The 12,318-nt window shown below is 73.5% G+C and carries 12 protein-coding genes; 4 read left to right on the top strand and 8 right to left on the bottom strand.

Features of this window, described 5'->3' with window-relative positions:
- Nucleotides 1-51: 51 nt before the first annotated feature.
- Nucleotides 52-2,538, bottom strand: a complete 2,487-nt coding sequence (locus J2S44_RS35915) for a beta-L-arabinofuranosidase domain-containing protein (RefSeq protein ID WP_310423530.1) — start codon at nucleotides 2,536-2,538, stop codon at nucleotides 52-54.
- 137 nt (nucleotides 2,539-2,675) lie between these two features.
- On the opposite strand from J2S44_RS35915, the gene J2S44_RS35910 reads away from it, so the two are divergent.
- Nucleotides 2,676-3,209, top strand: a complete 534-nt coding sequence (locus tag J2S44_RS35910; RefSeq protein WP_310423528.1) for a GAF domain-containing protein — start codon at nucleotides 2,676-2,678, stop codon at nucleotides 3,207-3,209.
- A 181-nt stretch (nucleotides 3,210-3,390) separates the two neighbouring features.
- Here the strand turns inward: J2S44_RS35910 and J2S44_RS35905 are convergent, their stop codons facing one another.
- From J2S44_RS35905 to J2S44_RS35880, 6 genes are all read right to left on the bottom strand, one after another.
- Nucleotides 3,391-3,576: a hypothetical protein gene (locus J2S44_RS35905; RefSeq protein WP_310423526.1), complete on the bottom strand. Its 186-nt coding sequence runs from the start codon at nucleotides 3,574-3,576 to the stop codon at nucleotides 3,391-3,393.
- A gap of 73 nt (nucleotides 3,577-3,649) precedes the next feature.
- The gene (locus tag J2S44_RS35900) at nucleotides 3,650-4,810 is read right to left on the bottom strand and encodes a lycopene cyclase family protein (protein WP_310423523.1); all 1,161 of its coding nucleotides are present in this window, start codon (nucleotides 4,808-4,810) and stop codon (nucleotides 3,650-3,652) included.
- A 134-nt stretch (nucleotides 4,811-4,944) separates the two neighbouring features.
- Entirely contained in the window at nucleotides 4,945-5,871 is a 927-nt protein-coding gene (locus J2S44_RS35895) for an anti-sigma factor RsbA family regulatory protein (RefSeq protein ID WP_310423520.1), read from the bottom strand.
- Nucleotides 5,868-6,713 (bottom strand): MEDS domain-containing protein, encoded by an 846-nt coding sequence (locus J2S44_RS35890; protein ID WP_310430084.1) that lies wholly within the window; start codon nucleotides 6,711-6,713, stop codon nucleotides 5,868-5,870. The genes J2S44_RS35895 and J2S44_RS35890 overlap by 4 nt, the downstream gene beginning before the upstream one ends.
- Nucleotides 6,714-6,863: 150 nt before the next feature.
- Nucleotides 6,864-8,255: an SDR family NAD(P)-dependent oxidoreductase gene (locus J2S44_RS35885; protein WP_310423517.1), complete on the bottom strand. Its 1,392-nt coding sequence runs from the start codon at nucleotides 8,253-8,255 to the stop codon at nucleotides 6,864-6,866.
- A gap of 51 nt (nucleotides 8,256-8,306) precedes the next feature.
- On the bottom strand, nucleotides 8,307-9,215 hold the full coding sequence (locus tag J2S44_RS35880) for an NADP-dependent oxidoreductase (protein ID WP_310423515.1): 909 nt from the start codon (nucleotides 9,213-9,215) through the stop codon (nucleotides 8,307-8,309).
- Between the two features lie 161 nt (nucleotides 9,216-9,376).
- Between J2S44_RS35880 and J2S44_RS35875 the strand changes: the two genes are divergently transcribed.
- Nucleotides 9,377-10,144, top strand: a complete 768-nt coding sequence (locus J2S44_RS35875; protein ID WP_310423511.1) for a DUF4142 domain-containing protein — start codon at nucleotides 9,377-9,379, stop codon at nucleotides 10,142-10,144.
- 124 nt (nucleotides 10,145-10,268) lie between these two features.
- On the opposite strand, the gene J2S44_RS35870 is transcribed toward J2S44_RS35875, so the two are convergent.
- A complete protein-coding gene (locus tag J2S44_RS35870; protein WP_310423509.1) occupies nucleotides 10,269-10,736 on the bottom strand; it encodes an HIT family protein in 468 nt (155 codons plus the stop codon).
- A 62-nt stretch (nucleotides 10,737-10,798) separates the two neighbouring features.
- On the opposite strand from J2S44_RS35870, the gene J2S44_RS35865 reads away from it, so the two are divergent.
- Entirely contained in the window at nucleotides 10,799-11,209 is a 411-nt protein-coding gene (locus J2S44_RS35865; protein WP_310423507.1) for a rhodanese-like domain-containing protein, read from the top strand.
- A 60-nt stretch (nucleotides 11,210-11,269) separates the two neighbouring features.
- Entirely contained in the window at nucleotides 11,270-12,028 is a 759-nt protein-coding gene (locus tag J2S44_RS35860) for an alpha/beta hydrolase (protein ID WP_310423503.1), read from the top strand.
- Nucleotides 12,029-12,318 lie beyond the last annotated feature (290 nt).

The following is a 12,318-nucleotide window of genomic DNA, read 5'->3' as shown; positions in this document are numbered from 1 at the left end:
CCCGCGGGAGCATGCGCGACGCCACCACGCCGGAAGCGGGAACATCGGCTCTTATGGCATTTGCTCCCGCCGGAAGTACGCGTGGTACGCGTCGGTATCACCCTGGAAGAACGGTGCGAAGAGCGTGCCGTCGACCGTGAAGGTGAGTGGCTCCGGTCCGGGAACGGCGGTGCCGAGCGGGTCGGGGAACCGCAGGTACGACGTGGCGGTGGACTTGGCGATCAACGTCAGTGGGCCGTAGCGCAGCGCCTGGAGGCCGGGGTCGTCGAGCGCCGGCTCGGTGTGCAGGCGGTACGGGAAGCGGACCTCGACGCGGTCGCCGGTCCGCCAGGCGCGGGAGATCGAGGCGTAGCCGTCGGCGGCGGCGGTGACCGGCCGGCGGCGGCCGTTGACCGTGACCCGGAACGTGTCGCGGGCCCAGGACGGGATGCGCAGGCGCAGGTCGAGACGGCCGTCGCCGGTGACGGTGAGCGTGCTGGTGTCGGTGCGGGGGAAGTCACCGGTCTGCGTGACGGTGAGCCCGCGCTCGGCCCAGTGCAGCGTGGACGGCAGGTAGAGGTTGACCCACAGCGTGTCGCCGGCCACCGACCGGAAGTAGATGGTGTCCTGGTATTTCGTGTGGTTCTCCAGGCCGGTGCCGCCGCAGCAGGTGCCGACGTTGCCGTAGCCGCGGCGGACGCCGGGGCCGACCGGGACCATGTAGGTGACCAGCGGGTCGGTGGTGCTGTCCGCGTCGCGGCGGGACGCGAGGATCTGGTTGACCAGCGCGCGCTCGTAGTAGTCCGTGTAGCGCGCGTCCGGCGCGTGCCCGAACAGCGCGCGGGCGACCTTGAGCAGGTTGTACGCCGCGCACGTCTCCGCGTTGGTGGTGGTGACGATGCTGGCCGCGATCGCGTCCCGGGCGCGGAAGATCTCGCCCTGGCCGGTGCCGCCGTGCGCGTAGGTGCGGTGCGGGACGACCATGTCGAAGAAGTTCGCGGCCGCGGTGCGGTAGCGGGTCTCGCCGGTCTCCTCGTACAGCCGCAGATAGCCGAGGAACTGCGGGATGTGCTGGTTGGCGTGGCGGCCGTCGAGGCTGTCGACGCCGGCGGCCGCGTCCGCGAGCAGCGCGGTGTTGTCGAAGCAGCGTGCGGTGTCCAGGAACGTGGCGTCACCGGTGAGCGCGGCCAGGTCGGCCAGCACCTCGTTCATGCCGCCGTACTCGCCGGCGATGTAGAGCGCCCACATCCGGTCGAGCTGGGCGCGGGGCAGGTGGCCGAGGCGGCTGTGCACCCACTCGCCCATCCGGCGCGCCGTGTCCAGCGCGATCTCGTTGCCGGCCAGCGTGTGCGCGTCCAGCAGCCCGCGCATGATCTTGTGGCAGGTGTAGTAGGGCGCCCAGATCGCCGGGTACGTCACGAACTGTTCCAACTGGATGAACTGCGTCTCCGGGTACGCGGCGAGGAAGCCCGCGTGGCTCGGGCCGGGCGCGCCGCCCTGGCCGGTGACGACGGCGGCGTGCCGATCCTGGCCGGACGCGTCGTGCACCGCGGTCCCGGCGGTCTCCTCGAAGCGATATGCCACCACGTTCCCGTCGAACCCGGGCGTGGTCAGCACCCGGTCGTAGATGTGGAACTCGCTCACCGTCGCGGCGAGATGGGCGTCGCCGTACTGCGAGCGGCCGATCCAGTTGTTCTTCGGTGCGCCCAGGTCCGCCGGGGTCAGCGTCATCGCGGTGTTCGTGCCGGCGACCACGCCGTCGACGTACAGCGTGCCGACCGCGCCGTCGAGCGTGACCGCGACGTCCACCCACTCCCCCACCGGCAGGCGCGTGGTGCTGGTGATCCGCTGTTCGCCGCCGCTGCCGCCGGTCGTGATCGCAAGACGCACGCCGGCACCGTCGTCCGCGGCCAGGAACATGTTGACCGTGGTGCCGGTGCCGACATCGACGATCCGCGACCAGGTACGGCGTTCGGTGAGCCGCAGCCGGACCGCGATCGTGCAGCGGGTCAGGCCGTCGATCGTGGCGTCCGGCAGGCCCACGTACTGCCCGTCGCCGGTGAGCGTCAGGCCGTCGGTCCCCCAGGTCGGCGCGGGTGGTGGCGTGCCCGGCGCGCCGACCCGCTCCGCCCACGCGTCCTGGCACTCCCGGAGACCGGCGACGATCTGGTCCAGTTTGTCCTTGAAGAGTGTTTCGCCGGTGGACGCCCAGGCCTGGGCCAGCATGGAGAGGAAATGGCCGCTGTAGTGGCCGCGCAGGTTCCCGGTCGCGTCGTCCCACCCACCGGGCGGTGGCGCACCGCGGGTGTCCAGGCCGGCGGCGGCCCGGAAGTTGCTCAGGACCCGGTCGACGGGGTACGCGCGGGCGTAGGCCAGCATGCGGTCCCGCTTCCCGGTGAAGACGCCGGGCAGCAGCCGCACCTGGTCGAGGCGGAACGGGACGGCCGTGACGTGGGCGGCGGTGTCGCCGGCGCCGGTGGCATCGGTCGCTTCGGCGGTGTCGGTGAACGGGATCAGGGCACCGAGTTGCAGCAGGTGCCGGCGGGACAGGCCAGTCATGTCGAGCCTCCAGTCGCGGTCCCCCATACCACGACATTGTTGTGCGTCTATGACATTGTGTATAGCGGCGGTCTACCGATCGCGTGAATCTCGCGCGGGCGTCTCACGTTCGGCCCCGCTCGGGCGTTGGAGGATCCGTGAACTCGTACGAATACCTGGACACCGCCGTTGATCCCGCCGAGGCGCGCCGCCTCGAGGCCGTTCGCCGTTACGTGCTCGTCGACCAGCCGGTGGAGGACGCCTACGACCGGATCGCCTACCTGGCCGGCACGATCTTCGACACCCCGATCGCCACCGTGTCCCTGGTCGAACAGGACCGGGTGTGGCTCGCCGCCTGCCACGGACTCACCGGCGTGCGTGAGGTCGGCCGGGAACCGGGGCTGTGCGCGTCGGTCATCGCGCAGGACGACACCTACGTGGTCACGAACGCGGCCCGGGACCCGCGCACGCTCGAACACCCGCTGGTCCGCGGCGAACTCGGGCTGCGCTTCTACGTCGCCGCACCGATCCGCACCCACGACGGCTACCGCCTCGGCACGGTCAACGCGATCGACAGCCGGCCGCGTACCGCCACGCCCCGGCAGCTGCGTGCGCTGGAGCACCTCGCGTCGATGGTCTCCGACGAACTGGAGATGCGGCTCCGTCTGATCCGCAGCGCAGCCGGCCGCTGACCCCGCCGGCCGCGGTGCGGCGTCCCCACAAGACGGTGCTCACGATCCCGTCGACGGCCGGCACGGCCTCCGCGACGGGCACCTCCCGGCGCACCGCATCGCGCACCCGAGCGCGGAGGTCCCGTGCCGGCTCGGGTCGGTGATCCGCTCGCCGAGGATCGGGGTCAGCAGCCCGCGACGGTCAACCGCGATCACACCGGCGGCCGCGAGCCGGTCCCCTCGGCCGCCGCCGCTCCAGCACGTCGAACCAGCGCCGCGGCCCGCGCACCGCGGCGCTGTCGTCGTCCAGCCGGCCCTTCGCCGGCCGAAGGCTGAGCAGGTACGGCCGGTGCGGCAACCCGTCCGCGGCGACTCTCCGCCGGGTCATGTCTCCCCCGCCCCTCGCGTCACGCCCAGTCGACGGCGTGTTCCCGGCACCGGGTCAAGGGGGCGGGTACGGGTCAGCGGCGGACGCGGTGCACGGCGTGCTCGAACGCGGCGCGCGTCATCGGCAGCGTCGGGCTGGACGCCATCAGCATGAGATCCTCCCGCCAGGTCGTGGTGCCGTCGAGGAACCGCAGCACGCGGTCGGCCGGATTCCGGTCGAAGAGCCGGTCGAAGAACGCGACCCCGTCGGTCAGCCCCCGGTCCAGCGCCCGCAACTGCACCGCGTCCATCCACAGATGCCGCGCCGGATACGGCGGCGCCGGCACCGGCGGCCGCCCGTCCGCGAGCGCCCGCGCGATGTCGTCCGCCTGCCGCGCCATCGCCGAGAACGTGTATCCGGTCGACGGCCGCGTCGCCCCGCCCGCCGTCCCGAGCCGCACCACGCGCGGCGACGGCCGGGACACGAACGGCCCGTCCGTCATCGGGATCACCCCGTCCTCGACCTCCCGCACCCGCAGCGCACGCAGATCCAGACCGAGCAGCCCGGCGTACGCACGCAGCGCCTCGTCGTAGGCGTCACCGCTCAGCGTCGCGGGCGAGAACTCCGTGTACTCGATCAGCGCGAACCGGTCACTGACCGGCAGCACGTACCCGAACGAGATCCCGCGCTCCGGCTGCGGCGTCCGGAAGTCCATCAGGACGGCCCGTCCCGGCTCGAACGTCGCCCGGTCCGCCTCCAGCCACCACCCCCGGAAGTGCTGCAGCCACGTGGTCAGCCCCGGCCGCTCCGGCTTCCGCGGCCGAGAGTCCAGCACCCACCCGGCCCGCACCAGCGGCACCCCGTCCGGCCCCGTCACCGTGACCCGCTCGCCGTCGTCCTGCACCGCACCCGCGGGCGCGGTGACCCGGACCGCGTCCAGGCGCTTCTCCGCCTCGGCCGCCAGCTCGTACAGCGGCGCCGACCGCAACATCGCATACCGCAGCGGCGCCAGCCGCAACACCCGCCGCCGGGCCGGCGTGACCACGTCGACCTCGTCCCAGCTCGCGCTGAGCAGCGGATCGAGGAACGTTCCCGGCTCCCCCCAGAACGCCCACGTCCGATCCTGCCCCCGCTTGTGCACCGGATCGACGATCGCCACCCGGAGCCCGTCCACCCCGGCCCGCCCGAGCGCGGCCAGCACGAGCGAGGCCGCTCCCCCGCCGCCCACCAGGGCGATGTCGACATCAGTGATCACCCGGCCAGCCTGCCGCCCTGCTCACCACACGTCAAACCCGCAGGGCCGCCCCAAGAGCGCCACGGAGGCGTCGGGAAGATCGGGAACCTGATCCGGCGGGACAGGACCGCATTCAGGACGTCCGTGACGGCGGGTCAGGTGGCGGTCATCGCGACGCGGACGTGGGTGCGGCCGGCGGTGGTGGAGATGGCCATGGCGTCGCAGAGTTGGCGGACCAGCCAGAGGCCGCGGCCGCCCAGGCTGTCGTCCGGTGGTGGGCCGTAGCCGACCAGGGGGTCCGGTGGGCCGGGGCCGTCGTCGGAGACCTCGCAGACGATGGTGTCGTCCGCGCGCCAGAGGCGCAGGTGGCGTTGGCCGGAGCCGTGGCGGAGGCCGTTGATGGCGATCTCGGTGGCGACCAGCAGCAGGTCGTCGAGCGGGTCGTCGGGCCAGCCGGACGCGACCGCGCGCACGGTGCGCCGGATCGCGCCCAGCTCGGAGACGTCGCGCAGGACCAGGTCGGCGGCGGGTGGGCCGGTGACCGGTGGCGGGTCCTCGGGCAGTTCGGGCAGCAGCGCGGCGGGTGGGCGGTAGCCGGTGCTGTCCCGGCGGTCGGGGTCGCGGACCACCGGATGGGTACGGTGGGCGTCCGCGACGACCTGGTCGGGCAGCACGCGGGTGTCGTACGGGCAGACGATCCACGCGGGGGCGTCCGCGAACAGCGCGTTGACCGCCGACTCGTACCGCGTCCAGGAGCGGTGTCTGTCGACGCCGCCGAACACAACCTCGCCGACGATCCGGGCCCGCCCGTGGCCGCGGGCCTGGGCCTGCGCGAGCAGGCCGCGCCAGCCGGCGATGGTGACGGCGGGCCGCCGGTACCACTCCTCCCGGTCGATGAACATGACCTGCGCCGCGTCCGCACCGAGTGCGTCGCGCAGCAGCGCCGTGTGGTCCGTGCGCACCGCGGCGACGAGCGCGTCGCCGTCGGCCAGGCCGTCGCGGAGGAACGGCAGGACCGCGTCGCAGTAGGCGGTGTCGCTGTCGTAGAGGAGTGCCTCGTGGCACAGCCCGGTCCCGGTCATGCCGGTCCCCCGGCGTAGGGCGAGCGCACGGCCAGCAGCCTGATCAGCTTGGTGAGCTGCGGCGACTCGCCGACGAGCCGGTACGTGCGCCGCCCGTCCCGGACCAGCCGGGTGATCGTGGCGACGTCGTAGACCGCGGCCTCGGACAGGTCGACCTCCGCCGCGGTCCCGGCGGCCGCGGCGTCCTCGGCCAGCGTGTCCAGCATCGCCGCGACCGCGTGCCGGTTGGACGCGTCGATCTCGCCGCGCAGCGTCAACCGCGGTGGCGTGGCCGAGATCCGCATGCGCAGGGCCGGCTCCCACTCGGCCTCGTCGGCCCCGGGACCCTTGGTGCACGGGTGCGCCGCCATGATCGGCGCGAGTTCCGCGGCGGTGAACAGGCGCCGGTCGTACAGGCAGAGCGCCATCGCGTATCCCTCGGCGAAGACCCGGTTGACGCCCGCCTCGTACCCGGCGAGGTCCTCGGATCCGGGAAGGCGGGACGCGGCCCACGCCATGTCACCGATCGCGCGGAGCCCGGCCCAGCCCGCGGCCCGGGTCACCGCCTGCTCGGCCGCCCAGACGGCGGGCATCGCGGCCGCGTCGAACCGGCCGGTCGCCAGGTAGCCGCCGGACGACGAGGTGATCCGCAGCTGGCCGGCCGCGACGGCCTCGGCGACCGGCACCCCGCGCGCGTCCAGGCCGGCGGCCACGGCCTGCGGTAACAGGCTGTGCGTGAGGTACACGATCCGGTGCCGGCGGGCGAGGCCGTCGGCGACGCACCGCGCGGTCACGCGCAGCTGCTCGTCGTCGGTGCCGATCGTCCAGCACACGTGATCACCCGGTTGCAGCGTCGCCACCATCGCCGTCACCTCCCATCCCTGTCAGCACGCCGTTCGAGTCGGGCCGGGACGGCGACGATCACTCCGGGCCGGCGGACGCACCGGCCGGGTGGCGCGGGCGGGTCGATCCGCGCCGAGCCGGACATATCAGAATATCCGCGGCCACCCCGGCTACCACGCAGCGGGAGCGTAGTCCTTCAGAAAACACCCGTACACGTCCTCGCCCAGCTCGCCGCGCACGATCGGGTCGTAGACGCGCGCCGCGCCGTCCACCAGGTCGAGCGGCGCGTGAAAGCCCTCCTCGTGCAGCCGCAGCTTCGTCGGGTGCGGCCGCTCGTCCGTGATCCAGCCGGTGTCCACGCTGGTCATCAGGATGCCGTCGGTGAACAGGTCGTCCGCGCTGGTGCGGGTCAGCATGTTCAGCGAGGCCTTCGCCATGTTCGTGTGCGGGTGGCCGGCGCCCTTGTAGCCGCGGGTGAACACGCCCTCCATCGCGGAGACGTTCACCACGTACCGGCGTGGGTGCTTGGATCGGGTCATCGCCTCACGCAGGCGGCTGACCAGGATGAACGGCGCCGTCACGTTGCACAGCTGCACTTCGAGCAGCTCCATCGCCGGCACCTCGTGCACCCGGTCGCTCCAGCTGTTCGTCGGCGCGGTGTCCGGCACCAGGCCGCCCGCGTCGATCAGCGTGGACCCGGCGGTCAGCGCGAGCGCGGTCACGTTGTGCGCGCTGACGGTCGGCACGCCGCCGGTCAGCTCGCCGGCCGGGGACCGCCCGCCGAGGAACTCCATCTCCGGCAGCGGGCCCGCGGGCAGCGGCTCGGCCTCCGCCGCCGTGATCGCCGCGTAGCTACCGGGCGGACGCCGTACCGTCTGGGCCGCGTTGTTGATCAGGATGTCGAGCGGCCCGCGGGCCGCGACCGAGTCGGCCAGCGCGACCACCTGGGCCGGGTCCCGCAGGTCGATGCCGACGATGCGCAGCCGGTGCAGCCAGTCGCCGCTGTCCGGCATCGCGGCGAAGCGCCGCACCGCGTCGTGCGGGAACCGGGTGGTGATCGTGGTGTGCGCGCCGTCCCGCAGCAGGCGCAGCGCGATGTACATGCCGATCTTGGCGCGCCCGCCGGTGAGCAGCGCGTTCCGGCCGGTCAGGTCGGTGCGCGCGTCCCGCCGGCTGTGGTTGAGCTCGGCGCACGTCGGGCAGAGCTGGTGGTACCACGAGTCGACCTGCGTGTACCGCTGCTTGCACACGTAACAGCCGCGCGGCTGCTTCAGGACGCCCGCGGTGCGCCCCTGCGTCCGGCTCTGCAGCGGCAGCCCCGCGGTCTCGTCGTCGATCCGGCCGGGCGCGCCGGTCGCGGTCGCCTCGGTCACCGCCCGGTCCGCGGCCAGCACCGCGTCCCGCCGCTCCTTGCGCCGCGCCAGCTTGACCGTCTTGAACAGCCCGGCGGTCGCCCGCCGCACCGCCACCGCGTCCGGGTGCTCCGGCGGCAGCGCCTCAGCCTCCGCGAGGACCTCCAGGCACACCGCCAGCCGTTCCGGATCCAGACCTGCTCCACTCACGTCCGGGAACTGTACTGGCCGGACCCGCCCCGGCCCCAATCCAGTGACCCCTCACGGCACCAGAACGATCTTTCCCACGGTACGGCCGGCCTCCCCGGCCCGGTGCGCCTCAGCCGCCTCGGACAGCGGCAGCACCCGGTCGACGTGCACCCGCAGCAGGCCCTCGTCGACCAGTTCCGCCAGCTCCTCGAGGCCGGCCCGGTCCGGCTCGGCCAGCAGGAACCGGCCACCCGCGGCGACCGACGCCGCGGTGTCCGCACCGTTCAGCGTCAGCAGCATCCCGCCCGGCCGCAGCGTCCTGACCAGCGACGACACCTGACCGGCCACGACGCCGATCGCCAGGTCGACGTCACGCACCACGTCGCCGACGTCCGTGTCGCGGTAGTCGATCACCTCGTCCGCGCCGAACTCGCGTACCAGTGCGTGCTTGTCCGCCCTCGACGTCCCGATCACGTGCGCGCCGCGGGCCTTGGCGATCTGCACGGCCAGGTGACCGAAACCACCGGCCGCGGCCGGGATCAGGACGCGCTGGCCGGCCCGCACCCGGGCGGTGTCGACCAGCACCTGCCACGCGGTCAGTCCGGCCAGCGCCAGGCCACCCGCCTCGGTCATGGTCATCGCCCGCGGCCGGTGCGCGAAGTGCCGGGCCGGGCCGGTGACGTACTCCGCGTACGCGCCCGCCTCCTTCGGGAACCGGAAAAGCCCGAAAACCTCATCACCGGGTACGAACCGGGTGACGCCCGGTCCGACCGCGGTGACGACCCCGGCCGCCTCCCAGCCCACCGTGAACGGCGGCGTGCCCAGGTAGCCGCCGCCGGCCCGCACCTTCCAGTCGACCGGGTTCACGCCGGCCGCCCGCACCTCGACCTGGATCTCGGCCGGCCCCGGCTCCGGCCGGTCCGCCGCCACCCACTCCAGCACCTCGGGACCGCCGAGCGTCCGCTGCAGGATCTTCCGCACGCATCGACCTTAGGGCCTTAGGCCTCTTGTTTTTCGCACCGACGTTGATCCCTGTGCGGATTCTGTGCGTACTCATCGCCACCAGGGTGTGTCGGTGTGCGGTGCAGTTCGGTGTGTCGGTGTGTCGGTGTCGAGGAGGACCCGTGTTGTGGTGGCGACGTGTGTCGGGCTCGTTGATCGTGTCGGCCGGTCTGGTGCTCATGCAGTCGGCGGCGGCCCAGGCCGCGGAACCCGGCGTCCCGGTGCCGCCCGGTGAACTGATCCCGGACACCGCCACCGGTGAGGTCACCGACGCGGACATCGACCTGGTGGTCAAGGTGCGGCTGGCCGGGCTGTGGGAGATCCCGGCCGGCGAGATGGCGCAGGAGAAGTCCGAGAACTTGCGGATCCGCGAGATCGGCAAGGACATCGCGGAACAGCACGAGGTGCTGGACCAGCTCGCCCGGGACGCCGCCGAGAAGCTCGACATCAAGCTGCCGAACAAGCCGAACAAGGACCAGCAGGGCTGGCTCGACGAGATGGAGGAGGCCGAGGGCGAGGAGTTCGACCAGATCTACATCGACCGGCTCCGCGCGGCCCACGGCAAGATCTTCCCGGCGATCGCGACGATCCGGGCCAGCACCCGCAACGACACCGTGCGGCGGCTGGCGCAGCAGGCCAACCAGTTCGTGGCCACCCACCTGACGTTGCTGGAGTCCAGCGACCTGGTCGACTTCGAGGCGCTGCCCACCGCGCCGAACCCGGCGGCGTCGCCGTCGAAGGCCAGCAGCCGGGCGCTCGACGAGGTCGCCGAGACCCAGACCATCCAGTCGAACCAGAACCTGGTCCTCGGGCTGATCGCGGTGGTGGTGGCCGGCGGCGCGTTCCTCGCCTGGCGCACCGTGGGCACGTCGTCGCGCCGCACGTCCCGCCGCCGCTCCCGCTTCTGACCGACCGCCGCCCGTTCCCGGCCGGCCGGCGCTTCCGGCCGGCCGGCGCTTCCGGCCGGCCGGGCTACGGCGCGCGGAACGATATTCCGCGTGCGCCGGGCCTCGCGGGTCGCCGGCTGTCCCGTCAGGCCGGGCCGTCGTCGACGGGTGCCGGTGTCAGGTGGGTGCGCAGGGCCGCGGCGAGAGCGTCCTGGGCCGGTGGGGCGACCCGGTCGTTATCGGGCGTGCCGAGATAGCCGAAGACACCCGGGCCGCGGCGGTCCGCCGGGAGGTCGGGCATGCGCGGGACCACGTGGAAGTGCACGTGGGCGAAGCCTTCCCGCTCGGCGAACTGCACCAGATAGGTCTTCGCGCAGCCGGTCACGGCGCGCAGCGCCCGGGACAGCCGCACCTGCCAGACACCGAGGCCGGCCGCTTCCGCGTCGGTCAGGTCGGCGATCGCCTCGACGTGCCGGAGCGGGACGAGGACCAGCCAGCCGGGCAGTGCCGAGTCGAAGGCGTGGGCGACCCGCCAGTGCCGGTCCGCGACGATCAGCTCACGCGGCGGCAGCGTGCCGGCCGCCCGATTGTGCCGGCAGGTGTAGCAGTCCATTGCCGACACGGTAGTGCGCGCCCCGGCGGGTGACGTGCGCGGACGCCGGGCATGATCGTGGGATGACGACGGTGGTCGGTGGGGTGGACGAGCTGCTGGCGCGGGCCCGGCACGGGATGCGGCGGCTGGCGGCGCGGGAGGTACCCGGGGCGGTGGCGGCGGGTGCGCTGCTGATCGACACGCGGACGGACCGGCAGCGGGCACGGCAGGGTGACCTGCCGGGTGCGATCGTCATCGACCGGACCGTGCTGGAGTGGCGGCTCGATCCGGCGTCGGCGAGCCGGATCCCGGAGGCGACCGGTTACGACGTGCCGATCGTGGTGGTGTGCCGGCAGGGTTACAGCTCGAGTCTGGCGGCGGCGAGCCTGCGGGCGATCGGCCTGCACCGGGCCACCGACCTGGAGGGCGGCGTGGAGGCGTGGATCACGGCCGGGTTGCCGACGGCTACCGGGCCGGCGGACGTGCGCGAATGACATGATCTTCCTCCGGTGGGCGGCGCGTCGCGGGCGGCCCCGGGCGAGGACGGGTTGATCATGGACGCTGGGGAAGAACCGGAGAACCAGGCGCCACCGGTACGGAAGCGCCGCCGCGCGCTGTGGTGGACGCTCGGCGGGATCGCGGCGCTGGTCGTGGTCGCGATCGTGGTGGCCGGCGCACGACTCGCTACGCCGCTGCGGGCGGACCCGGCCCGGTTCGCCGAGGTCGCCGCGGAGGTCGAGGACACCGGGGACGCGCTGATCATGCGACCGGCCGTGGCGTCGACCGGTGACGGGATCGTGTTCGTCCCCGGCGCGCGGGTCGAGGCCGAGGCCTACGCGTGGACGCTCGCGCCGCTGGTCACGGCCGGTTCGACCGTGATCATCGTGCGTCCGCCGCTGCGGTTCGCGATCCTGGAGCGCCGCGACCTGGCCGAGTTCACCGCGCTCGCACCCGAGGTGACCCGGTGGGGAGTCGGCGGGCACTCGCTCGGCGGCGTCCGGGCCTGCACGTACGCGGCGAACGAGCCGGGCCGGGTGGCCGGGCTGCTGCTGCTCGGGTCGTACTGCAACGACGACCTCTCCGGCACGGCGCTCCCGGTGCTCAGCATCGGCGGCTCGCGGGACGGCTTCAGCACGCCGGAGGACATCCGGGAAGCGGCTCACCTGCTGCCGGCCGGCGCGACCTTCGTCGAGATCGAGGGCATGAACCACTCCCAGTTCGGCGCGTACGGCGACCAGGACGGCGACGGCACCGCGACGATCGACGACGAGGCCGCGCGGGCCGCCCTGATCAAGGCGATCGACAACCCTTGACCTCAACCCCGGTTCAGGTCGGACGCTGCTACGGCGACCGGGCGGCGGAACGGCCGGGCGTCCGGCCGGTGCGTGCGGGCGGCCGGCCGGGTGGGTTCGCTGCGCGCCACGTTCGGGGGTGGCGCGACGCCGACCTGCGACGGTGCCGGGCGGCACGCGGCGCCGTCGCCGCCCGGGCCACCGCGGCCGACCGCGGGATCGGGGCCTCCGCCACGCGGGGCCACCACGGCCGGCCGCCGGATCACCGCGTTCCGCCACACGGGCCCGCCACAGCCGGCCAGCCGCCGGGT

Source organism: Catenuloplanes niger (assembly GCF_031458255.1).
In the GTDB taxonomy this organism is placed as follows: Bacteria; Actinomycetota; Actinomycetes; order Mycobacteriales; family Micromonosporaceae; genus Catenuloplanes; species Catenuloplanes niger.
The sequence above is the reverse complement of the archived record's forward strand: the minus strand, read 5'-3'. Positions and strand labels throughout refer to the sequence as shown.